This window comes from Paenarthrobacter nicotinovorans (assembly GCF_007670255.1).
GTDB lineage: Bacteria > Actinomycetota > Actinomycetes > Actinomycetales > Micrococcaceae > Arthrobacter > Arthrobacter nicotinovorans_B.
Genome location: NZ_SZVS01000001.1, coordinates 399,179 through 422,755, shown reverse-complemented (window position 1 = coordinate 422,755; position 23,577 = coordinate 399,179). Strand labels below are relative to the sequence as shown.

The 23,577-nt window shown below is 63.5% G+C and carries 20 protein-coding genes; 16 read left to right on the top strand and 4 right to left on the bottom strand.

The window, feature by feature from the left end:
• Positions 1–113: 113 nt before the first annotated feature.
• From pyrR to FDP28_RS01895, 13 genes are all read left to right on the top strand, one after another.
• On the top strand, positions 114–698 hold the full coding sequence (pyrR, locus tag FDP28_RS01955) for a bifunctional pyr operon transcriptional regulator/uracil phosphoribosyltransferase PyrR (protein WP_144658931.1): 585 nt from the start codon (positions 114–116) through the stop codon (positions 696–698).
• Positions 695–1,723: an aspartate carbamoyltransferase catalytic subunit gene (locus FDP28_RS01950; protein ID WP_144658930.1), complete on the top strand. Its 1,029-nt coding sequence runs from the start codon at positions 695–697 to the stop codon at positions 1,721–1,723. Before pyrR ends, FDP28_RS01950 begins: the two co-directional genes overlap by 4 nt.
• A complete protein-coding gene (locus FDP28_RS01945; RefSeq protein ID WP_144658929.1) occupies positions 1,723–3,048 on the top strand; it encodes a dihydroorotase in 1,326 nt (441 codons plus the stop codon). Before FDP28_RS01950 ends, FDP28_RS01945 begins: the two co-directional genes overlap by 1 nt.
• Positions 3,048–3,569: a PH-like domain-containing protein gene (locus FDP28_RS01940; RefSeq protein ID WP_144658928.1), complete on the top strand. Its 522-nt coding sequence runs from the start codon at positions 3,048–3,050 to the stop codon at positions 3,567–3,569. The genes FDP28_RS01945 and FDP28_RS01940 overlap by 1 nt, the downstream gene beginning before the upstream one ends.
• Entirely contained in the window at positions 3,550–4,794 is a 1,245-nt protein-coding gene (carA, locus tag FDP28_RS01935) for a glutamine-hydrolyzing carbamoyl-phosphate synthase small subunit (RefSeq protein ID WP_144658927.1), read from the top strand. The genes FDP28_RS01940 and carA overlap by 20 nt, the downstream gene beginning before the upstream one ends.
• Complete coding sequence (gene carB, locus FDP28_RS01930; protein ID WP_144658926.1) at positions 4,794–8,102, top strand: carbamoyl-phosphate synthase large subunit; 3,309 nt, start codon at positions 4,794–4,796, stop codon at positions 8,100–8,102. The genes carA and carB overlap by 1 nt, the downstream gene beginning before the upstream one ends.
• Entirely contained in the window at positions 8,095–8,967 is an 873-nt protein-coding gene (gene pyrF, locus FDP28_RS01925) for an orotidine-5'-phosphate decarboxylase (protein ID WP_144658925.1), read from the top strand. Before carB ends, pyrF begins: the two co-directional genes overlap by 8 nt.
• A gap of 157 nt (positions 8,968–9,124) precedes the next feature.
• A complete protein-coding gene (mihF, locus tag FDP28_RS01920) occupies positions 9,125–9,451 on the top strand; it encodes an integration host factor, actinobacterial type (protein WP_144658924.1) in 327 nt (108 codons plus the stop codon).
• Positions 9,452–9,472: 21 nt separating this feature from the next.
• Positions 9,473–10,045 (top strand): guanylate kinase, encoded by a 573-nt coding sequence (gmk, locus tag FDP28_RS01915; protein ID WP_144658923.1) that lies wholly within the window; start codon positions 9,473–9,475, stop codon positions 10,043–10,045.
• 38 nt (positions 10,046–10,083) lie between these two features.
• A complete protein-coding gene (gene rpoZ / locus FDP28_RS01910; RefSeq protein ID WP_017197559.1) occupies positions 10,084–10,344 on the top strand; it encodes a DNA-directed RNA polymerase subunit omega in 261 nt (86 codons plus the stop codon).
• A 27-nt stretch (positions 10,345–10,371) separates the two neighbouring features.
• Positions 10,372–11,631 (top strand): bifunctional phosphopantothenoylcysteine decarboxylase/phosphopantothenate--cysteine ligase CoaBC, encoded by a 1,260-nt coding sequence (gene coaBC / locus FDP28_RS01905; protein WP_144658922.1) that lies wholly within the window; start codon positions 10,372–10,374, stop codon positions 11,629–11,631.
• A 76-nt stretch (positions 11,632–11,707) separates the two neighbouring features.
• Positions 11,708–12,937, top strand: coding sequence for a methionine adenosyltransferase (metK, locus tag FDP28_RS01900; RefSeq protein ID WP_144658921.1), 1,230 nt, complete (start codon positions 11,708–11,710; stop codon positions 12,935–12,937).
• A 162-nt stretch (positions 12,938–13,099) separates the two neighbouring features.
• Complete coding sequence (locus tag FDP28_RS01895) at positions 13,100–15,226, top strand: primosomal protein N' (protein WP_144658920.1); 2,127 nt, start codon at positions 13,100–13,102, stop codon at positions 15,224–15,226.
• Here the strand turns inward: FDP28_RS01895 and FDP28_RS01890 are convergent.
• Genes FDP28_RS01890 through FDP28_RS01875 form a run of 4 tightly spaced genes read right to left on the bottom strand, consistent with a single transcriptional unit; the run spans position 15,223 to position 19,149 of the window.
• Positions 15,223–16,320 (bottom strand): glycosyltransferase family 4 protein, encoded by a 1,098-nt coding sequence (locus tag FDP28_RS01890; RefSeq protein WP_144658919.1) that lies wholly within the window; start codon positions 16,318–16,320, stop codon positions 15,223–15,225. The two genes, FDP28_RS01895 and FDP28_RS01890, sit on opposite strands and share 4 nt — an antisense overlap.
• Positions 16,317–17,261 carry an alpha/beta fold hydrolase gene (locus tag FDP28_RS01885; RefSeq protein ID WP_144658918.1) on the bottom strand — a complete coding sequence of 315 codons (945 nt, stop codon included), beginning with the start codon at positions 17,259–17,261 and terminating at the stop codon, positions 16,317–16,319. Before FDP28_RS01885 ends, FDP28_RS01890 begins: the two co-directional genes overlap by 4 nt.
• Positions 17,262–17,270: 9 nt before the next feature.
• A complete protein-coding gene (locus FDP28_RS01880) occupies positions 17,271–18,152 on the bottom strand; it encodes an aldo/keto reductase (RefSeq protein ID WP_144658917.1) in 882 nt (293 codons plus the stop codon).
• Between the two features lie 34 nt (positions 18,153–18,186).
• The gene (locus FDP28_RS01875) at positions 18,187–19,149 is read right to left on the bottom strand and encodes a sugar-binding transcriptional regulator (RefSeq protein ID WP_144658916.1); all 963 of its coding nucleotides are present in this window, start codon (positions 19,147–19,149) and stop codon (positions 18,187–18,189) included.
• Between the two features lie 122 nt (positions 19,150–19,271).
• On the opposite strand from FDP28_RS01875, the gene FDP28_RS01870 reads away from it, so the two are divergent.
• The 3 genes from FDP28_RS01870 (at position 19,272) to glpK (ending at position 23,572) form a co-directional block, all read left to right on the top strand.
• Positions 19,272–21,056, top strand: a complete 1,785-nt coding sequence (locus tag FDP28_RS01870; protein WP_144658915.1) for a glycerol-3-phosphate dehydrogenase/oxidase — start codon at positions 19,272–19,274, stop codon at positions 21,054–21,056.
• Between the two features lie 169 nt (positions 21,057–21,225).
• A complete protein-coding gene (locus FDP28_RS01865) occupies positions 21,226–21,978 on the top strand; it encodes an MIP/aquaporin family protein (RefSeq protein ID WP_144658914.1) in 753 nt (250 codons plus the stop codon).
• 79 nt (positions 21,979–22,057) lie between these two features.
• The gene (gene glpK / locus FDP28_RS01860; protein WP_144658913.1) at positions 22,058–23,572 is read left to right on the top strand and encodes a glycerol kinase GlpK; all 1,515 of its coding nucleotides are present in this window, start codon (positions 22,058–22,060) and stop codon (positions 23,570–23,572) included.
• The last annotated feature ends 5 nt before the right edge of the window (positions 23,573–23,577 follow it).

The following is a 23,577-nucleotide window of genomic DNA, read 5'->3' as shown; positions in this document are numbered from 1 at the left end:
CACTGTCCCGGCGCTGACCCGATCGGTGGCCATGGGCCCGCTGTGATAGTTTTGAGGAGCAAATATTCCTTTTTTAATTCCGTCCCGTGAGGCGGGGAAAGGGGAGACGAGCGATGACTGAAGTCACTTCTGCGCACCTGCCGTCGCGGGTTGTCCTCAACCAGGCGGATATTGACCGTGCGCTGACTCGTATCGCCCACGAGATCCTCGAAGCCAACAAAGGCTCGCAGGACCTGGTTCTATTGGGCATTCCCAGCCGCGGTTACCCACTGGCCGTTCGGCTCGCCAACAAGATCGCAGCAGCCGACCCCACGGTAAACGCCGCAGCAATCGTCGGTCAGTTGGATGTCACCATGTTTCGTGACGACCTCTCACACCAGCCCACGCGGCCACCGCACCACACCCGGCTTCCCTTGTCCGGAATCGACAACAAGGTGGTCGTGCTGATTGACGACGTCCTGTATTCCGGACGCACCATCCGCGCCGCCCTGGACGCCTTGGTTGACCTCGGCCGCCCCCGGATTGTCCGCCTTGCGGTCCTGGTGGACAGGGGCCACCGCGAACTCCCCATCCGCGCCGACCACGTGGGCAAGAACCTTCCCACGTCCTCTGCCGAAAAAGTCCGCGTGCACCTGGAAGAAACCGACTCCGTGGATGGCCTTCCCGTCAACGAGGTAGTAATCGAGGCGGGTAAGTGAAGCACCTTCTTTCCACGGAAAACCTGGTCTCAGCAGATGCGATCCGTATCCTCGATACCGCGGAGGAGATGTCCGCGGTGGGGGACCGCGAGGTCAAAAAGCTGCCTGCCCTCCGCGGCCGCACTGTAGTGAATCTCTTCTTCGAGGACTCCACGCGCACGCGAATTTCCTTTGAAGCCGCTGCCAAACGGCTCTCCGCTGATGTCATCAACTTCGCGGCCAAAGGATCCTCCGTCTCCAAGGGCGAATCCCTCAAGGACACCGCCCAAACCCTCGCAGCCATGGGCGCGGATGCCGTCGTCATCCGGCACTGGGCTTCCGGCGCGCCGCACCGGCTCGCTGCCACCGATTGGATTGACGCAGCCGTCATCAACGCAGGCGACGGCACGCATGAACACCCCACCCAAGCGCTCCTGGACGCGTTCACCATGCGCAGGCATTGGTCCAAGCTCAACGGCGTCGCTTCCACCGGAGCCGACCTCAAGGGCATGCGCGTAGCCATTGCCGGCGATGTGCTGCACTCCCGCGTGGCCCGCTCCAACGTTTGGCTTTTGAAAACCCTGGGCGCGGAGGTCACACTGGTGGCGCCCCCCACTTTGCTGCCCATCGGCGTCGAGCACTGGCCCTGCAAGGTCAGCTACAACCTGGACGAAACGCTGGAAGGCGGCATCGACGCGATGATGATGCTTCGCGTCCAGGGCGAGCGGATGAATGCCTCGTTCTTCCCGTCCACGCGTGAATATTCGCGACGTTGGGGCTTCGACGACGCCCGCTTGCGGACCTTGGACGAGCTGGGCATGAAAGACACCATCATCATGCACCCGGGACCGATGAACCGCGGCCTGGAGATCTCTTCCGCCGCAGCGGACTCACCACGTTCGACAGTTTTGGCCCAGGTGCGCAACGGTGTTTCCGTGCGCATGGCCGCCCTGTACTTGCTGCTCTCCGGGGACTCCCGCGAGGCAGCCCCGATAACCACCGCCATACCGGCTTTCGCGAGCCCGTCGAGCAAGGAGAGCAACTGATGGCCGAGAACACTTACCTCATCCGCGGGGCCGCGATCCTCGGCGGCGACGCCCAGGACCTGCTGATCCGCGACGGCGTTATCGCCGCAGTAGGTACCGACCTTTCCGAGGACGGCGCCACCGTCATCGACGGCAAGGGTCTTATCGCCCTGCCGGGCATGGTTGACGTCCACACCCACCTGCGTGAACCTGGCCGCGAAGATGCCGAGACCGTCGAGACCGGTACCCGCGCCGCTGCCTTGGGTGGCTTTACCGCCGTCCACGCCATGGCCAACAGCAACCCCGTAGCCGACACCGCCGGCGTCGTCGAGCAGGTCCACAGCCTGGGCCGTGCGTCCGGCTGGGTGGATGTCCGTCCCGTAGGGGCGGTCACTGTGGGACTTGCAGGCGAGCAGCTCGCAGAGCTCGGTGCCATGGCAGACTCCCGCGCCCAGGTCCGGATGTTCTCCGACGACGGCATCTGCGTTCATGATCCCGTCCTGATGCGCCGTGCGCTGGAATACGTCAAAGCGTTCGACGGCGTGGTGGCCCAGCATGCGCAGGAACCGCGCCTTACCGCCGGGGCCCAGATGAACGAAGGATCAGTTTCGGCGGTCCTGGGTCTGACCGGCTGGCCGGCTGTTGCCGAGGAAAGCATCATTGCCCGCGATGTCCTGCTTGCCCAGCACGTTGGTTCCCGTTTGCACGTATGCCACGTCTCCACGGCCGGTTCCGTTGAAATCGTGCGCTGGGCGAAAGCCCGCGGTATCAACGTCACCGCCGAGGTAACCCCGCACCACCTCCTCCTGACGGACGAGCTGGTCCGCAGCTACGACCCCGTGTACAAGGTCAACCCGCCGTTGCGCACCGATGCCGATGTCCAGGCCCTGCGCGAAGGATTGGCGGACGGCACCATCGACGTCGTCGGCACCGACCACGCGCCGCACCCCAGCGAGCACAAGGAATGCGAGTGGGCGCAGGCGGCCATGGGCATGACGGGCCTGGAAACGGCCTTGTCTGTCGTCCAGGAAACCATGATCGAAACCGGACTTATGACGTGGGCGGACTTCGCGAGGGTTACCTCGTTCACTCCCGCCGTCATCGGCCGGGTCGCCGACCAAGGCCGCCCGCTTGAGGTTGGCGAGCCCGCCAACGTCATCCTGGTGGACCCGGCTGCGCGTTGGACCGTTGACCCCCATAAAATGGCAACCATGGGCCGCAATTCACCGTTCAAGGGCAAGGAGCTGCCCGGATCCGTGGTGGCGACCTTCTACAAGGGCCACCCGACAGTCCTCGAAGGCCGCCTCAATACGCCGTACAAGCACCCGGCAGTCAGCAGCAGCTGATGAACAACCAGACACTGACCGTGCTCATCACGGTGCCGCTGATCGTCGTCGTCCTGGCGATGATCTGGCTGGGGTGGCGAAACCGGCTGCGGCGACAAGCCGACGTCGAACGCCTCCCCGGGGTGCCGGAGCAGCTGACGCCCGCCAGCGTCGTCGCCGATGGCCAGTATGTGACCACCACGACGGCGGGGGACTGGCTGGACCGGATCGCAGTCCAGGGCTTGGGCATCCGGACCAACGCGGAACTGAGCATCCACGCTGAAGGCGTACTGTTCGACCGCAGCGGTGCCGAGCCGGTGTTCATCCCTCGTCGAGCCCTGGTCGAGACCCGTGAAGCCAACGGCATGGCCGGGAAATTCGTCGAAAAGGACGGACTCCTGGTCATCAGCTGGAGACTTGGCGACCGGGAACTCGACACCGGTTTCCGGTCCAGGCACTCAGCCGACAAGACGCTCCTCCTCGAAGCACTCAAAGAATTGATCTCCGCAGCCCCTCAGGCAGATGCCGATAGTGGAAAGTAATAAAGTGACGGAAAGTAACTCAGCCACCAAAACCACCCCCACAGCAGCAGTGCTGGTGCTCGAAGACGGCCGCATGTTCCGCGGCCGCAGCTACGGCGCCCAGGGCACCGCGCTCGGTGAGGCCGTCTTCGCCACCGGTATGACCGGCTACCAGGAGACCATCACCGATCCCTCCTACGCCCGCCAGCTGGTTGTCCAGACGGCGCCGCACATCGGCAATACCGGCGTCAACAGCGAAGACGCTGAATCCCGCCGCATCTGGGTTGCAGGCTACATCGTGCGCGACGCCGCCCGCCGCCCCTCCAACTGGCGCTCCGAGCGCAGCCTTGACGAGGAATTGGTCGAGCAGGGAATTGTCGGAATCCAGGGCGTGGACACCCGCGCCATCACCCGCCACCTCCGCGAGCACAAGACCATGCGCGCAGGCATCTTCTCCGGCGAGGCCGCACAGGCATCGGATAAGGAACTGCTGGACATAGTCCTGGCCAGTGCCCCCATGGAAGGCTCGGCCCTGGCGGAGGAAGTTTCCATCGACGAGGCCTACGTCGTAGACCCCAAGGACCACGGCTGGGAAGGTGAGCCGCGGTTCTCCATCGCCGCCGTGGACCTTGGCATCAAGGCCATGACTCCCGTGCGCTTCGCCGAGCGCGGCGTACGCGTGCATGTCCTGCCCGCCACGTCCACGCTCGAGGACGTCAACGCCGTCAACCCCGACGGTTTCTTCATGTCCAACGGACCTGGCGACCCCGCCACCGCCGACCACCAGGTTTCGCTGCTGCGTTCGGTGCTGGACGAGAAGCTGCCGTACTTCGGTATCTGCTTCGGCAACCAGATCCTGGGCCGTGCCCTGGGCTTTGGCACCTACAAGCTGCGCTACGGTCACCGCGGCATCAACCAACCAGTGATGGACCGCCGCACCGGCAAAGTCGAAATCACCTCCCAGAACCACGGCTTCGCCGTGGACGCACCGCTGAACGGCTCCACTGTGGCTCCCGAGGAGCGCTACGGCCGTGTGGAGGTCAGCCACGTTTCCTTGAACGACGACGTCGTTGAAGGCCTCGCCTGCCTCGACATCCCTGCCTTCTCGGTCCAGTACCACCCTGAAGCCGCCGCCGGCCCGCACGACGCCGCGTACCTCTTCGACCGCTTCATCGACCTCATGGCCGATGCCAAAGCCGCCGCCCCCGCCACCACCACCGACTCCAAGACTGAGGACAAGAAGTAATGCCCAAGCGTACAGATCTCAAGAGCGTCCTTGTCATCGGTTCCGGTCCCATCGTCATCGGCCAGGCGGCTGAGTTCGACTACTCCGGTACCCAGGCACTGCGGGTCCTGAAGGAGGAGGGCCTTCGGGTCATCCTGGTCAACTCCAACCCGGCCACCATCATGACGGACCCCGAGTTCGCCGATGCAACGTACGTGGAGCCCATCACGCCCGAGGTGGTCGAGAAGATCATCGCCAAGGAGCGCCCGGATGCCGTGCTGCCCACCCTGGGCGGCCAGACCGCACTGAACACAGCGATTGCCCTCGACAAGAACGGCGTCCTGGAGAAGTACAACGTCGAACTCATCGGTGCCAACATCGCGGCCATCGAACTTGGCGAAGACCGTGAGAAGTTCAAGGGCGTCGTGGAGCGCTGCGGCGCCGAGTCTGCCCGCAGCCACATCATCCACACCATGGATGAGGCCTTCAAGGCCGCCGAGGACCTGGGTTACCCGATGGTTGTGCGCCCGTCCTTCACCATGGGAGGCCTCGGTTCCGGCCTCGCCTACAACGAGGACGATCTCCGCCGCATCGTGGGCCAGGGTCTTCAGTACAGCCCCACCACCGAGGTCCTGCTCGAAGAGAGCATCCTTGGCTGGAAGGAATACGAGCTCGAGATGATGCGCGACAAGAACGACAACGTCGTTGTGGTCTGCTCCATCGAGAACTTCGATCCCGTGGGTGTCCACACCGGTGACTCCATCACGGTTGCGCCCGCCCTGACCCTCACGGACCGTGAGTACCAGAAGCTGCGCGACGTCGCCATCGCCGTCATCCGCGAAGTCGGCGTGGACACCGGTGGTTGCAACATCCAGTTCGCCATCGACCCGGCTACGGGCCGCGTGGTGGTTATCGAGATGAACCCCCGTGTTTCGCGCTCCTCTGCGCTGGCGTCGAAGGCCACCGGCTTCGCCATCGCCAAGATCGCCACCAAGCTCTCCCTGGGCTACACCCTGGACGAGATCCCCAACGACATCACCCAGAAGACCCCGGCTTCCTTCGAACCGACCCTGGACTACGTGGTGGTCAAGGTTCCGCGCTTCGCGTTCGAGAAGTTCCCGGCGGCCGACAACACGCTCACCACCACCATGAAGTCTGTGGGCGAAGCGATGGCCATGGGCCGCAACTTCACCGAAGCCCTCCAGAAGGCCTTGCGCTCACTGGAGCAGAAGGGCTCTCAGCTGGACTTCAGCTCCGTGCCTGAGTACGAAGTTGCCGAACTCATCGAGAAGGCCAAGCGTCCCACCACCGACCGCCTGCACCAGGTGCAGCGTGCGCTCCTCGGTGGCGCAAGCGTGGAAGACCTCTTCGCGGCAACCAAGATCGACCCTTGGTTCCTGGACCAGCTTCAGTTGCTCAATGAGACCGCGCAGGAGATCCGGAAGGCGGGCGTCCTCACCGCGGACATGCTTCGCAACGCCAAGCGCCACGGTTTCTCGGACGAGCAGATCGGTGCCCTGACGCACAACTCCGAAGCCGTTGTCCGTGGTGTCCGCCAGGCCCTTGGCATCCGCCCGGTCTACAAGACGGTGGATACCTGTGCAGCCGAGTTTGCCGCCTACACCCCGTACCACTACTCGGCCTATGACGAGGAAGACGAAGTCGGCCTGCACTCCAAGCCGTCCGTGATCATCCTGGGCTCGGGCCCCAACCGCATCGGCCAGGGCATCGAATTCGACTACTCCTGCGTCCACGCCTCCATGGCGCTGCGCAAGGCCGGTTACGAGACCGTCATGGTCAACTGCAACCCCGAGACTGTCTCCACCGACTATGACGTCTCCACCCGCCTCTACTTCGAGCCGCTGACCCTTGAGGACGTCCTCGAGGTCATCGCCGCTGAAGAGCGCACCGGTGGAGTCATGGGCGTGTTCGTCCAGCTCGGTGGCCAGACTCCGCTCAAGCTCGCCCAGCAGCTTGCCGACGCCGGTGTGCCGATCCTTGGCACGTCGCCCGAAGCGATCGACCTCGCCGAACACCGCGGTGCCTTCGCCCGGGTCCTGGATGAGGCCGGCCTGACCTCACCGAAGAACGGCACCGCCGTCTCCTTCGAGGACGCCAAGAAGATCGCCGATGAGATCGGCTACCCGGTCCTGGTCCGCCCGTCCTACGTGCTGGGCGGCCGTGGCATGGAAATCGTCTACGACGAGGCCAACCTGTCGCGCTACATCGCCAACGCTACGGAGATTACCCCGGACCACCCGGTGCTGATCGACCGCTTCCTGGAGGACGCCGTCGAAATCGACGTCGACGCCCTCTTCGACGGCACCGACATGTACCTCGGCGGCATCATGGAACACATCGAAGAAGCCGGTATCCACTCCGGTGACTCCGCCTGTGTGCTGCCCCCGATCACCCTCGGCAACAACGTGATCGAGCGTGTCCGTGAAGCTACCCGTGCGATTGCCGAAGGCGTTGGTGTCCGCGGCCTGATCAACATCCAGTTCGCCCTGGCATCGGATGTCCTGTACGTGCTGGAAGCCAACCCGCGAGCCTCCCGGACGGTTCCGTTCGTCTCCAAGGCGACCGGCGTGCAGATGGCCAAGGCCGCAGCGCTCATCGGTACCGGAGTGACCATCAACCAGCTCCGCAGCGCCTACAAGATGCTGCCCGAGACCGGCGACGGTTCCACCCTTCCGCTGGACGCTCCGGTTGCCGTGAAGGAAGCCGTCCTCCCGTTCAGCCGTTTCCGCACCCCGGCGGGCAAGGTTGTTGACTCCCTCCTGGGCCCGGAAATGCGCTCGACCGGTGAAGTCATGGGCATCGACAAGCACTTCGACACCGCCTTCGCCAAGAGCCAGTCCGGCGCCAACAACGCGCTGCCCACCGGAGGCAAAATCTTCGTTTCCGTGGCAAACCGTGACAAGCGTTCGGTGATCATGGGCGTCAAGCGTCTGTCCGACCTCGGCTTCGAGATCGTCTCCACCGGTGGAACGGCCGACGTCCTGCGCCGCAACGGCATCCAGGCAACTCCTGTCCGCAAGGTTGCCGAAGGCAGCAGTGCCGAAGGCGAAGGCACCATCGCTGATCTGGTTGTCGCCGGCGAGATCGACATGGTGTTCAACACGCCCTCCGGCGGCGAGGCACGCAGCGACGGCTACGAACTCCGGGCGGCAGCAACGTCGATCGGAATTCCCTGCATCACCACCGTGGCTGAGTTCAACGCCGCGGTCCAAGCCATCGAGGCACTGCGCACTTACGAGTGGTCGGTGACCAGCTTGCAGGAGCACGCTGCCAACCTGACGGCTTCCCTGGAAGCTGCCAATGCCTGAGTCCGGCACCACGCCTGAAAGCCAGCAGCCTGTCCGGGAGTCCTTCGGCTCCCGGCTGGCTGCGGCCATGGTTGACCGCGGTCCGCTCTGCGTCGGCATCGACCCCCACCCCAGTTTGCTGGCGGATTGGGGATTGAACGACGACGTCGCCGGGCTGGAGCGCTTTTCGCTCACCGTCGTGGAGGCCGTGGCTTCCCTCGCTGCCGCGGTCAAGCCGCAGGTGGCCTTGTACGAGCGCCATGGCTCTGCCGGCATGGCGGTGCTGGAACGGACCCTTGCCGCTTCGACGGAGGCCGGTGTGCTCAGTATCGCGGACGCAAAGCGTGGCGACATCGGCTCCACAATGGCCGCCTACGCCGATGCCTGGCTCCGCGATGGTTCAGCCTTGGCCGCGGACTCAGTAACGTTGAGCCCGTACCTCGGCTTTGAGTCGCTGCGTCCGGCCTTGGACCTTGCCGCCCAGTACGGCAGGGGAGTGTTTGTGCTCGCCCTGACTTCCAACCCGGAGGGCAAGAGCGTCCAGCACGTCGGTGGCTCCGATTCCGTCGCGCGGCGGATCGTTGCCGAAGCAACTGCAGAGAATGGGCGCTACGAAGGGTCCCTGGGTTCAGTTGGCTTGGTTGTGGGCGCGACCATCGGCTCCGCCCTGACGGATCTGGACATCGACCTGGGCCCGGTACGCGGCGCAATCCTCGCGCCCGGGTTGGGTGCGCAGGGTGCCACGCCGGCGGATCTGCGTGCGACCTTCGGCTCGGCTTACCCGGCTGTCCTGGCCACTTCCAGCCGGGGAATTCTCGCGGCCGGCCCCACTGCTGCCGCGTTGCGTTCCGCAGCGGAGGAGACTCTGGCGGGGCTGCTTTCCTAAAGCAACGCGGGGTCACTTATGGCCCATGTTGAGGTGTTCAACGGGCCATAAGTGACCCCGCGTTGGTCCAACTCATTGCGCAACCGGGCCCCTGCAGGTAGGTTCAGGATCAGTCGCCTGACCTGCATCATTAACTCGATCTGACAGGGGTTCTGCAGTGGGCCTTAAAGAGTTGACACCGCAAGAACGTGCCGATGCGTTGGAAAAGGCCGCGAAGGCCCGCGCGGTGCGGGCCGCGGCCAAGGAGAAGCTCAAACACGGCCAAGTGAGCATCGCGGAGTTGATCTCTTCGGGAGCCACCGACGAGGCGATCGCACGTATGCGGGTAGTGGAGCTGCTGGAAGCTTTGCCGGGCATCGGTCCGGTCCGGGCGGCCGCAATCATGGCGGATATCGGAATTGCCGGATCCCGGCGCATCAGGGGGTTGGGAATTCATCAGGCTCAAGCGCTGGTAGATTTTATGGATACCCAACAAAGCGTTTGACGCATTTCCCCGAAGGAATCCGTGAGCAAGAATCCTGGACTGACCGTCCTTGCCGGCCCTACTGCCGTGGGCAAGGGAACCGTATCGACCTACATCAGGGACAACTATCCAGAGGTTTGGCTTTCGGTCTCTGCCACCACCAGGGCAGCCCGTCCGGGCGAGAAGGATGGGGTCCACTACTTCTTCAAGTCGGCCGAAGAGTTCGATGCCTTGGTCGCTGACGGCCAATTGCTGGAGTGGGCTGTGGTCCACGGCCAGAACCGCTACGGCACTCTTCGCAGCACGGTGGAGGCCGCCATCGCCGAGGGAAAGTCGGTCCTGCTTGAGATCGACCTTCAGGGTGCACGGCAGGTCAAGGCCGCCGTCCCCGATGCCAACTTCGTCTTCCTGGCACCGCCCAGCTGGGACGAAATGGTCCGTCGACTGGTTGGCCGCGGCACCGAAACTGCCGAAGAACAGCAGCGTCGGCTGGAAACCGCTAAACTGGAACTTGCTGCTGAACCGGAGTTTGACCACACCGTCATCAATGACGACGTTCGCCGGGCAGCGGACGAGCTTGTTTCACTCATGGGGCTTACCCCGCACGGGCGCTAAAGCGCCTTTTTGTTGGCCCGCTAGAATTTGGAGAATTCGTGTCCACGAACCTTGAAGGCATCATCAACCCGCCGATCGATTCGCTGCTTGAGGCTGCCGATTCGAAGTACGGCCTGGTGATCTTCGGCGCCAAGCGTGCCCGTCAGATCAACGCTTACTACGCCCAGCTGCACGAGGGCCTGTTCGAGTACGTCGGTCCGTTGGTTGACACCAAGCTGAACGAAAAGTCGCTCTCGATCGCGCTCCGCGAGATCAACGAAGGCCTGCTGGTCTCCACGCCGATCGAGCCCGCAGAATAATACAGACTGCCTGTTGACGGAGGTCACGTGCGCATAGTCCTCGGAGTCGGGGGAGGGATTGCAGCCTACAAGGTCGCATCGCTCCTCCGGCTTTTTACTGAAGCCGGCCACCAGGTCACGGTGATTCCCACGGAGGCAGCTACCCGTTTTGTCGGGGTCGCCACGTGGGAAGCGCTGTCGGGCAACCCAGTGAGCAACAGCGTCTTTGACGACGTCGACAAGGTCAACCATGTCCGCCTCGGGCATCAGGCAGACCTGATCGTCATCGCTCCGGCCACTGCCGACCTCCTGGCGAGGGCTGCCACCGGGCAGGCCAACGACCTCCTGACCAACACTTTGCTGATGGCCCATGGCCCTGTGCTCTTCGCTCCGGCGATGCACACGGAGATGTGGCAGCACGCAGCAACGCAAGCCAACGTGGAAACGTTGCGCAGCCGTGGCGTGACAGTCCTCGAACCGGCTTCCGGACGACTTACCGGCGCCGATTCCGGTCCGGGCCGCCTGCCCGAGCCCGAAGCCATCTTTGCTGCGGCCATCGCGTTGGCGGACGCCGCCGGGACCATTGAAGGCACTACGGTGCCTTCTGCCCAGCACGCATCGCTTGCCGGCAGGACCGTCACGATTTCAGCCGGTGGAACCAGAGAAGCCCTTGACCCTGTCCGGTTCCTGGGCAACCGATCTTCCGGCAAGCAGGGCGCTGCCCTGGCCGCCGCTGCGCTGGCTGCCGGAGCCACCGTGCGTTTCCTGGCCGCACACATGGACGTCGAGCCGCCCGCCGGCGTCGAGCTTGTCCGCGTTGAGTCAGCCTTGGAACTGCGCGAGGCAGCGCTGAAAGCGGCCGCCGATTCCGACGTCGTCATCATGGCCGCAGCCGTCGCCGACTTCCGTCCGGCAGAGGTTTCGGACACCAAAATAAAAAAGGTCGACGGCGAGGAAGCGCCGCTGGTGCGCTTGGTCCGGAACCCGGACATCCTCCATGAGCTCGTGGAACGTCGGAACACACACGGTGGCCAGCAGCTGATCGTCGGTTTCGCGGCAGAAACCGGAGACGCCCAGGGCGATGTCCTGGAGCACGCAACTGCCAAGCTTAAACGCAAGGGTTGCGATCTTCTTGTTGTCAACCAGGTGGGAGTCGGGCAGGTCTTCGGTCAGGACGAGAACTCCGTGGTCATCCTCTCCGGCCATGGCGCTGAACCTCAGTCCGCGGCCGGTTCCAAGGCTGATGTCGCTGCCGCGGTGGTCGATCGCGTGGGTGCAGAACTCGCGCGGGTCTTCCCGGCCATGTGACCGAGCCCATCCCAGAATTCTTAGCAAAGGGACACACGGCCGATGCCGTGATCCCGCAACCCAGTAAGGTGGTCGAGTGACTTTACCGCTGCACCATGAACACCATGGCACCCCGTCCAAGCTCCGCCTCTTCACGTCAGAGTCGGTGACCGAAGGGCACCCGGACAAGATCTGCGACCAGATCAGCGACTCGATTCTTGACGCGTTGCTCGCCGCGGACCCTGAATCGCGCGTGGCTGTTGAAACGATGGCCACCACCGGTTTGGTGCACGTTGCCGGTGAGGTCACCACCGATGCCTACGTCGAAATTCCGCAGATTGTCCGTGAGACCATTCTCGGCATCGGCTATGACTCGTCCGCCAACGGATTCGACGGTGCCCGCTGCGGTGTTTCGGTCTCCATCGGCCAGCAGTCCAACGACATCGCAGGCGGCGTGTTCAACTCGCTGGAGGCCCGCGAAGGACGCCAGGAGGACGATTACGACCTCCAGGGTGCCGGCGACCAGGGCATCATGTTCGGCTACGCCAGTGATGAAACGGCTTCCTACATGCCCACGCCCATCTGGCTGGCACACCGCCTTTCGGAACGCCTCACCGAAGTCCGCAAGAACGGCGAACTTGCCTACCTGCGGCCCGACGGCAAGACCCAGGTCACGGTAGGGTACGACGGCGACCGGCCGGTTTCCGTTGAGACGGTTGTCATCTCCAGCCAGCATGCAGAGGAAGCGGGCCTTGAACAGCTCCGCGCTGACTTGGCCAGCTATGTCATCGAACCCGTGCTTGCGGCATCGAACCTTGACCTTTCGCGTACGGCCAGCATCCTGAACCCCGCCGGAGCCTTCGTCATCGGCGGACCGGTAGGCGATGCCGGTCTAACCGGCCGGAAGATCATCGTGGACACCTACGGCGGATTCTCCCGGCATGGCGGTGGAGCGTTCTCCGGCAAGGATCCGTCCAAGGTTGACCGCTCCGCGGCCTACGCCATGCGTTGGGTAGCGAAGAACGTGGTTGCCGCCGGCCTTGCCAAGCGTGCCGAGATCCAGATCGCTTACGCCATTGGCCAGGCACGCCCCGTAGGAACGTACGTGGAGACCTTCGGCACGGAGACGGTCGACCCCGCACGCATCAGCGAAGCGATCGACGAGCTCTTCGACCTCCGTCCCCGCGCCATCATTGATGCCTTGGACCTCAAGCGTCCCATCTACGCCAAGACGGCTGCACATGGGCACTTCGGACGGGACGAGCCCGACTTCACCTGGGAGCGGCTGGACCGGGTGGCGGACTTGAAGGAATACTTCAACGCCTGATTCCTCCCGCGATCACCGCGATGTTGTTTTGTCGGTGGTTCGTGATTGGCTTTAGCCAGAGAGATGCCCGCAGCCGGTCAATCCCGCTGCGGGCATCTGCATTCATGCGGTACATAGTCCTGTGCGCAGTAGTTATCGTGCGACGAGCTGGAGGTGAAGGTTATGGCAGGCCCTGAGGCCCAGCCGTCATTGCTTCAGCCCTCGCTGCTGCAAGGTTTCCCGGACCGGCCCTCTGTCCAGGGTCCGCCCTTGGCAGGACACCTTCCTGTGGCCCGCGTGGTCCTGGAGTCGCCTCTGCCGCACCTGGACAGGCCCTTTGATTACAGCGTCCCTGCTGAACTGGCCGAGGAAGCGGCTCCCGGCGTGCGGGTGAAAGTGAAGTTCAACGGCCAGGAACTGGGCGGCTACATACTGGAGCGACTCGATACTTCAGACGCAGCATCACCGTTGACACCCCTGCATAAGGTGGTTTCCCCGGTGGCTGTGCTGACGTCTGACATTGCCACGCTGGCCGGCAAGGTCGCCGCCCGGTACGCGGGGACCCTGAGCGATGTCCTTCGTTCGGCTATCCCCCCGCGGGTTGCCAAGGTGGAGAAGGAACTGCTGGGCGGGGATGTGCCGCCCAGCAATGACTCGGAAACCGGGGGAGAGGAAACACCGGCTTTCAATGCCCATGCCTGGCGTCGCTACACCAATGGCACAGCGTATCTGCAGCACTTGGCCAGCGGCGGTTCGCCCAAAGCCGTTCTCACCGCCCTGCAAGGATTTGGTCCTGATGGATGGCCGGCCTTGGTGGCCGCTGCGGTGGCCACCGTCAGATCCTCGGGACGCGGCGCGATCGTGGTGGTTCCTGATTACCGGGATCTTGACCGCGTGGAAGCGGCGCTGGCAGCGGTCCTGCCGCCGTCGGACGTCGCCCGTCTGACCGCCGATGACGGCCAGACGCCCCGGTACCGCAACTTCCTGCGCCTCTTGAGCGGTTCCGCTCGGGTGGCCGTAGGCACCCGTTCCGCTGCTTTCGCGCCGGTCAAGGATCTTGGACTGGTGGTGTGCTGGGATGACGGGGACGATCTCCACATTGAGCAACGGGCACCCTACGCGCACACCCGCGAGGTCCTGCTCTTGCGGGCGGAGCAGGAGAACGCCGCGTGCCTGATGGCATCGCACAGCCGGAGTACGGAACTCCAGCGCCTGGTGGAGTTGCAGTGGGCTGTCCCGGTTGAAGCGCCCCGAAGCATGGTTCGCTCCACAGTGCCGCGTGTCCTGAATACCGCTGACAGTTTCGAACAGGAACGCGATCCCTTGGCACGCATCGCGCGCTTGCCGGGAGCCGCATGGCGAGCCGCGAAGGAAGGGCTGGAACGTGGCCCGGTACTGGTGCAGGTTGCCCGGGCAGGCTACGCGCCGTCGCTGGTGTGCGAGACGTGCCGGGAGCTTGCCCGGTGCAACACGTGCCAGGGACCGCTGGCCGTTTCCAGCAGCTCCGCGATTCCTGCATGCCGTTGGTGTTCCACGCCTGCACCCCAATGGCGTTGCACGCATTGCAGCGGCACCAGGTTGCGCAGGGGCGCTGCCGGCGCCATGAGGACGGCCGAAGAGCTTGGCCGGGCGTTCCCAGGCAAGGCTGTGGTGACCTCGTCCGGCGAACACGTCAAAGCGACGGTTCCGGATGCTCCTGCCTTGGTGGTGGCGACCGTCGGAGCCGAACCGGTGGCGCCACAGGGCTACGCGGCGGCTTTGTTGTTGGATGGCAATTCCTTGCTCCGGCGCGAAAACCTTCGAGCCGGCGAGGACACTGTGCGTCGGTGGTTCAACGCTGCCTCCTTGGTAAAGCCTGCCAGCGAGGGTGGCTTGGTGGTCATCACTGCGGACGACACCGCAGCGACGGGCGCCCTCTTGCGGTGGGACGCCGCCGGTTACGCCTCGCGTGAGTTGGAGCTCCGGAAAGAGCTTCAGCTGCCCCCGGCGGTCCGTGTCGCCTCGGTGACGGGTAGCAGGGCCGACGTCGGGCATTTTGCCGGGACGTTCGAGGCCGGCGCCCCGCTGGCCAAGCGGCTCCGGAAGGCCGGGCCGGCGCCCGTGCAGCAGTTCGTCGGGCCATCCTCAACGGTCGGCCCATCGTCAGCGGTCTCAGGGCAGGACGAGGTGGACGTCCGCATGCTCTACTTCATTCCCTACGCTGATGCAGCCGAAGCGACGCGTGCCATGCGTGCAGTCAAAGTGGCCAGTGCGGCCAAGCGCACCGCTGGACCCGTCCAGCTCCGCCTTGACGGAGTAGACGTCCTCTAGCGCTGTGTGTTTGAGGCCCTGCGGCGCTGCAACGCCACGACTTCTTCGGCTGCGGCCAGCAACTGCCGTGCCGAATCGTCCCAGTTGAACGCGGCGGCACGCTGAACGGAACTGCGGGAGCGCTGCTGCCACAGGGCCTCGTCACCGAGGGCGTTCACGGCAGCGGCGAAGTCCGTGGGCGAGCCCGGATCAACGTAACTGACGGCGTCGCCGCCGACTTCCCTGAAGATGGGGATGTCACTGGCAATCACGGGGGTTCCCAACGCCATGGCCTCCACCAGCGGCAGGCCATAGCCCTCGGCCCGGGAAAGGCTGATGAGGGCGGTTGCCCGGAGCAGGAGGGCGTCATACTCGGCGTCCGTGACGCCGTTGTGGAAGATGACCTTCGCCCCTTCCGGAACCAAAGCCTGCAGTTCTGCCTTGCGCTCGGCAGTGATGCGGCTCAAAAGGTGCAAGGTGTAATCCTGCAGTCCGGCCATGCCACGGATCATGGTTTCCACGTTCTTGTAGGGCATGAACGAGCCCATATACAGCAGCGTCTTGTCAGCTCCAGCCGTGGCATCGCGCGGTGTCTGTCCCGGTTGGGGTGCATTTCCCACAATCCGCACAGGCCGTTTCGTGAGCCTGTATTTTGCCATCAGGGCTTCGGTGGTGTGGCTGATGGTGGCCACGATGTCGGCCCGGTTCAACAACAGCCTCTGCGGCCAGTACGCCTTGTGGTACAGCCGCCACAGGATGCGTACCGGAGCGGGCAGGAACCCCGGCGGAGCCGGGTGCTCGTAGTAGATGAGGTCGTGGAGGGTCAGGACCAGTCCATACTTGCGCCCCAGCGTGCCCATGGTCTGCATGGGGCACACCACGACGTCCGCGCCCAGGGGATTGACCTTGCGGGAAACGAACAACTCCAAGGGAGAAAGAGGGCTGTTGATCAGGACGTAAGGGACGTCGGGCAACAGGGCGAGCTGCCGCTCGTCGCTGATGAGCATCGTGACGTCGGCGATTTTCGACGTCGCGGCGATGAGGCTGGAACCGTACCGGCTGATGCCATCGTGGTGGTCCGTTCGGGTAAAGCGGGCGTCGATGACAATTTTCACGCGGGATGTTCCTCCAGGAAGGCGCGGATCGCCGCTGCTGCGGGGACCGGGGTTTCGTAGTGGATCAAATGCCCGACGCCGGGAATGACTTCCAGCGTTGCGTCCGGCAGGCGCTCCATGAGTTTGTGCTGGCTGGGGAGGGTGGCTATCTCGTCTTTTTCGCCGGCCACCAGCAGCACGGGCAGATGCAGTTGCTCGGCGACGTCCGCTACGTTCCCCGAGACGGAGGCCTTGAATGATTCGAGCAGGCTGTTACGGTCCGCAAACGCGCTGAAATAGGCGTCATGCTGGCCGTGGATGAAACGACGAAGTTCCTTGTCCTTGGTCTTGGCCATGGTGACACTCATGATCCGGACTATTACGCGGTTTCGGAGAAGCGCCAAGCCAACACGGCGCGGGAGCTTTGCCGATGCCTGGTAGTACAAGACAGCAAGCTTGGTCATGATGCCCTTGGGTCCCTCCAGGGCAGGTGCTGCAATGGGGTTGATCAGGATCAGCGGGTACACCGCACCCGGACGCGCCGCGGCGTAGTGGCTTGCGATGATCGAGCCGAAGGAATGGCCCAGCAACACGGTCTTGGGACCAAGGTCCAGTGCGGCCATGAAACCGGTGATGAAGTCCCCGTACCGTTCCACCGTATGTTCATCACCAACAAACGGCTCCGAACTTCCGAAGGCTGGCAGGTCCGGCATGATGATCCGCATCTCGGGAAGCTGGTCCGCTACCCGCAACAAGCCGTGATGGTCACCCCTGAAGCCATGGATGACAAGGATGGTGCGGGTGCCCGGTGTTACGGCTACAGGCTCGTAAATCCAGTAGGCCACGGTGCTTCCGTCGACTTCCACTTCGGAGGCCCGGGTCCGCGGACGCAACTCTTTGCTGAAATATTGGGTGGGGGCCTGTGCGCCCTTGGGGGAGCGCCCGGTGTCCACTGAGTCCATGCGGTTGTCCTACTTCACGTTGTCCGGGTGCGACCCAGTTCGATGATGGCGTTCCAGTCCGGCCATACCGTCCATGTCAGCCGCGTCGAGTTCGAAATCGAAGACTTCGTGGTTTTCCTTGATCCTGGCTGCCGAGCTGGCCTTGGGAATGACCAGGTTGCCCAGCTGCAGGTGCCAGCGCAGGATGATCTGCGCGGGAGTGCGGTGGTATTTTTCGGCCAGTGCGACGATGGCGGGATCTGCCAACACCTGGCCCCTGCCGAGCGGACTCCACGCTTCCGTGGCAATGCCCAATTGCTGGTGCAGAAGCCGCAACCGGCTTTGCTGAAGCCAAGGGTGCAGCTCGATCTGGTTGACTGCGGGGACCACTTCGGCCTTCTGCATCAGTTCGTCCAGATGACCTGGCTGGAAGTTGGACACCCCGATCGCGCGGACCTTGCCCTCTCTGTACAGGGTCTCCAGCGCCTTATAGGTTTCGACAAAAAGTCCCCGCTCTGCGCAAGGCCAGTGAATGAGGTAGAGGTCCACGTAGTCGAGTCCAAGATTGGAAATGGAGGTATCGAAGGCGCGGAGCGTGGAATCATAGCCGTGGTCGTCGTTCCAGACCTTGGTGGTGACGAAGAGGTCCTCGCGGGCCAGGGTGTGGAGGGACTCGCCGGAGCCGCCCGTGTCACTGTTGTAGCGCGCGGCGTCACCGATGGCGCCGCCCAGTGCGCGCCCCACACCTACTTCGTTTCCGTACATGGCCGCAGTATCGAAGCGCCGGTACCCTTCGCCCAATGCGGTGGAGACCAGGACATCGGCATCCTTGGGTGGGACTTTGTAGAGGCCAAAACCCAGACGTTCCATGGTGACGCCGTTGTTCAAGGCCAGCGGGCTGGGGGATCTCATAGCAACGACTCTACCCACTCCTTGCACGAATACTTCAGGAGTGCCCGTTGAAACTGACCAGGCGTCGTGCTGAGGCCTCATCCAAAATCAAGTCTGTTGCCAGGCCCGCAGCCAGTGCCCCCTGAAGCCCGTTGATTTTTGAAGCCCCGGAGACCACGCAGATGCGCCGGCGGACTTGCCGGAGTTGCTCATGGCTTGGACCGGTTGAGCGCTCGTTCAAGGTGATGCCGTCCGAGGATCCATCGCTGCGGAAAAAGACCGTTGCGACATCCCCTACGACGTCGTCCGCGGCCAGCATGGTGAGGTCGTGTTCATCAAGGTATCCGCCGGCATACACGTGGCTCGGGTAGTCGGAGTCGACTGAACCCACGCCGAATATGGCAATGCTCATTCGGGCCTGCAGATCCAGGATCCGTTGAACGCTTCGCTCATTCCACATGGCGGTCTTCGTGGCGGCGTGGTCGAAAAACGCGGGGACAGGGAACTGTTCCACACGTGCTCCGTACGCGCTGCCGAAGCGGCGCATGATGTCGCTGGCGTACGTGATGCCGGTGGTCTGCATGTTTCCGGCGCCGTTGAGCTGGACCACGATGCTGTCGTGCGTGACCTTCCGGGTGAGGTGTCTGCTGACCGCGCTGAGGGTGGCGCCCCAAGCGACTCCGATGATGGCGTTCGAGTCCACCAGCGGCCCGATGGTCCGCGCAGCCTGCATGGCGACGCGGTCCAGGGTCTCGGCTTCGTTGAGCGTGTCCAGTACCGGGACCACGTGGACATCCACCCCGTACTGGCTCCGGATCTGGCTTTCCAGCTCTGGTCCGGTATCGAAAGGACTGCGGATCTGTACCTGGACCAACCCCGTTTCGCGGGCCGAGGACAGAAGCCTGGAGACCGTGGACCGGGAGGTCCGCAGTTCGCGGGCGATCGCATCCATGGTCAGGTCCTGCAAGTAATACATTTGTGCAGCCCGGAGCGCGTCCGAGTGACGTGATCGTGCCATCTCATTTCCTTACTGCACGTTTGTGCAAATAGCTTGACTCCATTTTCCACCTTCGCAAGATTAGTGGTGAACGGTGCAGCAGCGAGTGGCGCAGCGCACGAACCAAGCCCAAGGGAGCAGTTTTGGGACACAACAGGATTTCCGGTACCTCACAGCACTCACAGCAGCGTGACTCTGTCGTCGCACTTCAGGAGCGGCCGACGGCGAAGGTACTCATCATCGGCGGTGGCATCAATGGTGTCGGAACCTTCCGGGACCTCGCACTGCAAGGCGTCGACGTAGCGCTCGTGGAACGCGGCGACTACTGCCAGGGAGCCAGCGGTGCGTCGTCGCACATGATCCACGGCGGCATCCGTTACCTCGAGAACGGCGAGTTCCGCCTCGTCCAGGAGTCCGTCGTCGAGCGCAACAGGCTGCTCCGGATTGCCCCGCACTACGTGAAGCCGCTGCAGACGACGATCCCGATCTTCAGCACTTTCTCGGGAATCCTCTCCGCTCCGACGCGCTTCCTCACCCACAAGCAGGGCAAACCCAAGGAACGCGGTGCGTTCCTCATCAAGGTCGGCCTGAGCATGTATGACTTCTTCTCCCGCGACGGTGGCAGCGTTCCGCGCCACCAGTTCCGCGGACGGACCCGGGCACTTGCCGAGCTCCCCAAGTTGCACTCCGGCATCAAGTACGCAGCAACCTACTTCGATGCCTCCGTGCACAACCCTGAGCGCCTGACCTTGGACGTCCTGCAGGATGGCGAGAAGGCCGGCCTCGGCGGTGGACTCCCCGGAGGAAGCGCCCGTGCCAGCAACTACGTCTCCCTCGTCTCCATGGGAACTGACGGAGCCCGCCTGCGCGACGAACTGACCGGCAAGGAATTCGACTTCCAGGCCGACGTCATCGTCAACACCACTGGTGCTTGGGTGGATCTCACCAACCAGGCCATGGGGGCTGCCAGCAGGTTCATGGGCGGCACCAAGGGCTCCCACATTGTCCTGGACCACCCCGAACTGCTCGCTGCCTGCAACGGCCGCGAAATCTTCTTCGAGCACACCGATGGCCGCATCGTACTCATCTACCCGATGGGTGACCGCGTGTTGGTGGGTACCACCGACGTGGACGCCGATATGTCCGAGGACGCCGTCTGCACCGAAGAAGAAATCGACTACTTCTTCGACCTGGTGGGCCATGTCTTCCCCACCATCAAGGTCGAACGGGACCAGATCGTTTACAGCTTCGCAGGTGTCCGTCCGTTGCCGCGGCACGATGAGACCCAGCCGGGCTTCGTCTCCCGTGACTACCGCATCGAGCGCAACGTCCGCACCGGAAAAGACGCCGTGACAACGCCAGGCGGCAAGGACGCCGTCGTACTCAGCCTGGTAGGTGGCAAGTGGACAACCTTCCGCGCGTTGGCAGAACACATGACGAACGATGTCCTGCGCGAACTGGGGATGGAACGGAAGGTCTCGACGGCGAAACTCGCCATCGGCGGAGGCGCCGGCTTCCCGGATACGGAACAGGGCGAACAGGAATGGATCAAAAAGCACATGGGTCCGGGCCTGGACGCTGACCGTGTTGCCGTCCTGCTGACCCGTTACGGAACCCGGGCAGAGGCTGTCATCGACTACCTCAACGCCGGACAGGACCAGCTGCTGCGCTCCACCCGCGAACTCAGTGTCCGTGAACTGGCCTTCATGGCCGAACACGAGCAGATCGGACACCTGATCGATGTCCTTATCCGCAGGACGTCCCTCGCGTTCCGGGGCCTCGTGACCGGTGAACTGCTTAACGAGATCGCAGCGGCCCTGTCCGAGCCTCTCGGTTGGGACGAAGCGACCCGTGAGGCCGAAATCCGGCACGCACAGGATGTTCTCCAGCGGTTCCACAAGGTAGACGTGCACAGCCTCGTGGCTTAGCCCGGCACCGAAAACAGCTTGACCGTCCCACCACGCGGCAGGGGCGGAATGGGGGTAGGTGGGCCTGATAGGGGACCACCACACCGGGACGGTTCCGGAGACAACGGAACCGTCCCAACAGCCTCTTCACCCGCGAGGAGGCTGACAACAGAAAATAGAGGAGTCAAAGATGTCTCTTGGAATAGTTTTCCTTTCCGAAGTATTCGGAACCATGATGCTGACCCTGCTGGGTTGCGGTGTTGTGGCCAACGTTGCGCTCAAAGGCACCAAGGGCAACAACGCTGGATTCTTGATGGTGACGTGGGGCTGGGGTATTGCGGTCTTCGCGGGCGTTTTCGTGGCTGCAAAGTCCGGTGCGCACCTGAACCCGGCTGTCACGTTGGGCCTGTTGGTCAACGGCAAGGGAGAGTACGCGCCGGACGTGGCGGACACGTTCGGCTCGACCCTGACGTATTTCGGTGGTGAACTCCTCGGTGCGTTCCTGGGCGCCGTGGTTTGCTGGCTCGCCTACAAGCAGCACTTCGACGAAGAACCCCTGGCAGCAAACAAGCTGGGCACCTTCTCCACCGGACCGGCCATCCGTTCAACCCCGTGGAACCTGATCACCGAAATCATCGGCACGTTCGTCCTGGTGTTCGTGATCCTGACCTTTGGCGGAACCCCTTCGGGACTCGGCCCGCTGGCTGTAGCGCTGCTCGTCGTAGGTATCGGTGTGTCCCTCGGTGGTCCGACCGGCTACGCCATCAACCCCGCACGTGACCTCGGTCCGCGTATCGCACACGCCGTCCTTCCCATCAAGGGCAAAGGCTCCAGCGACTGGGCCTACTCCTGGGTTCCGGTTGTAGGCCCCCTGGTTGGTGGCGCTTTGGCCGGGCTTGTGGGCCTTTTGGTACCGGGCATTATGCCTGCACTTGCCGGCTGACACCGCCTGCAACAACCGTTCTTATCCGCACGCAACAGATCCCACCGAGTAATTAACAAGAACAGACAAGGACGTCACAATGAACCAATACGTCATCGCTATTGACCAGGGCACCACCAGCTCGCGAGCCATCGTTTTCGACCACTCGGGCAACATTGTCTCCACCGGCCAGATGGAACACGAGCAGATCTTCCCCCAGGCCGGCTGGGTTGAGCACAACCCGGCCGAAATCTGGAACAACACCCGGGAAGTCATTGCCTCGGCACTGTCAAAGGCGAACCTGACACGGCACGACATTGCCGCCGTCGGCATTACCAACCAACGCGAAACGGCAGTGGTCTGGGACAAGAACACCGGCGAGGCTGTCTACAACGCCATTGTGTGGCAGGACACCCGTACGCAGCCGATCGTCGACCAGTTGGCGCAGGATGGAGGCCTTGAGCGCTTCAAGCAGAAGGTAGGCCTTCCCCTGGCCACCTACTTCTCCGGCACCAAGATCAAGTGGATCCTGGACAACGTGGACGGTGCACGCGAGAAAGCCGAAGCGGGCGACCTCCTCTTCGGCAACACCGACGCCTGGGTCCTCTGGAACCTGACCGGCGGTGTCGACGGCGGCGTGCACGTCACCGACGTCACCAACGCTTCGCGCACCCTCTTCATGGACCTTGAAACCCTGCAATGGGACCAGGAAATCCTGGACATCTTCGGTGTCCCCGCATCCATGATGCCCACCATCAAGTCCTCCTCCGAGGTTTATGGCCAGGTCCACACCTCGCAGCTGCTGCGCGAGACCCCTGTTGCGGGCATCCTCGGTGACCAGCAGGCCGCAACCTTCGGCCAAGCCGCTTTCCAGCCCGGCGAAGCGAAGAACACCTACGGCACCGGATGCTTCCTGATCTTCAACACCGGCGAGGAAATCGTCCACTCCAAGAACGGCCTCCTCACCACCCTTGGCTACAAGCTGGGAGACGAGAAGCCGCACTACGCCCTTGAAGGCTCCATCGCCGTGACGGGTTCGCTTATCCAGTGGCTGCGCGACAACCTGGGCATGATCAGTTCCGCCCCGGAAGTCGAGCAACTCGCCGCTGCTGTGGAAGACAACGGTGGCGTCTACATCGTCCCCGCCTTCTCCGGCCTCTTCGCCCCGTACTGGCGCGCCGACGCCCGCGGCGCAATCGTGGGCCTTACGCGGTTCGCCAACAAGGGCCACATTGCCCGTGCCGCCCTGGAAGCCACCGCGTTCCAGACCCGCGAGGTACTTGACGCCGTCAACGCCGACTCGGGCGTTCCGCTCACCGAGTTGAAGGTCGACGGCGGCATGGTCGCCAACGAGGCACTGATGCAGTTCCAGGCCGACATCCTCGGTGTGCCCGTGGTTCGCCCGAAGGTCGTGGAAACCACGGCGCTCGGTGCTGCCTACGCCGCTGGACTCGCTGTTGGATTCTGGAAGGACCTGGGCGAGCTCAGCGCCAACTGGAACGAGGACAAGCGCTGGGAGCCGCAGCTGCCGGCGGAGGAGCAGGAACGCCAGCTGCGCCTGTGGAAGAAGGCAGTCACCAAGTCCATGGACTGGGTCGACGAGGACGTTAAGTAAGGTCG

Coding starts and splice junctions, on each gene's coding strand:
- pyrR (WP_144658931.1), top strand. CDS start 114: ATGACTGAAGTCACTTCTGCGCACCTGCCGTCGCGGGTTGTCCTCAAC.
- carA (WP_144658927.1), top strand. CDS start 3,550: ATGCCGATAGTGGAAAGTAATAAAGTGACGGAAAGTAACTCAGCCACC.
- FDP28_RS01885 (WP_144658918.1), bottom strand. CDS start 17,261: ATGGACTCAGTGGACACCGGGCGCTCCCCCAAGGGCGCACAGGCCCCC.
- FDP28_RS01880 (WP_144658917.1), bottom strand. CDS start 18,152: ATGAGATCCCCCAGCCCGCTGGCCTTGAACAACGGCGTCACCATGGAA.
- FDP28_RS01940 (WP_144658928.1), top strand. CDS start 3,048: ATGAACAACCAGACACTGACCGTGCTCATCACGGTGCCGCTGATCGTC.
- carB (WP_144658926.1), top strand. CDS start 4,794: ATGCCCAAGCGTACAGATCTCAAGAGCGTCCTTGTCATCGGTTCCGGT.
- FDP28_RS01865 (WP_144658914.1), top strand. CDS start 21,226: ATGTCTCTTGGAATAGTTTTCCTTTCCGAAGTATTCGGAACCATGATG.
- FDP28_RS01875 (WP_144658916.1), bottom strand. CDS start 19,149: ATGGCACGATCACGTCACTCGGACGCGCTCCGGGCTGCACAAATGTAT.
- pyrF (WP_144658925.1), top strand. CDS start 8,095: ATGCCTGAGTCCGGCACCACGCCTGAAAGCCAGCAGCCTGTCCGGGAG.
- FDP28_RS01895 (WP_144658920.1), top strand. CDS start 13,100: ATGGCAGGCCCTGAGGCCCAGCCGTCATTGCTTCAGCCCTCGCTGCTG.
- glpK (WP_144658913.1), top strand. CDS start 22,058: ATGAACCAATACGTCATCGCTATTGACCAGGGCACCACCAGCTCGCGA.
- FDP28_RS01945 (WP_144658929.1), top strand. CDS start 1,723: ATGGCCGAGAACACTTACCTCATCCGCGGGGCCGCGATCCTCGGCGGC.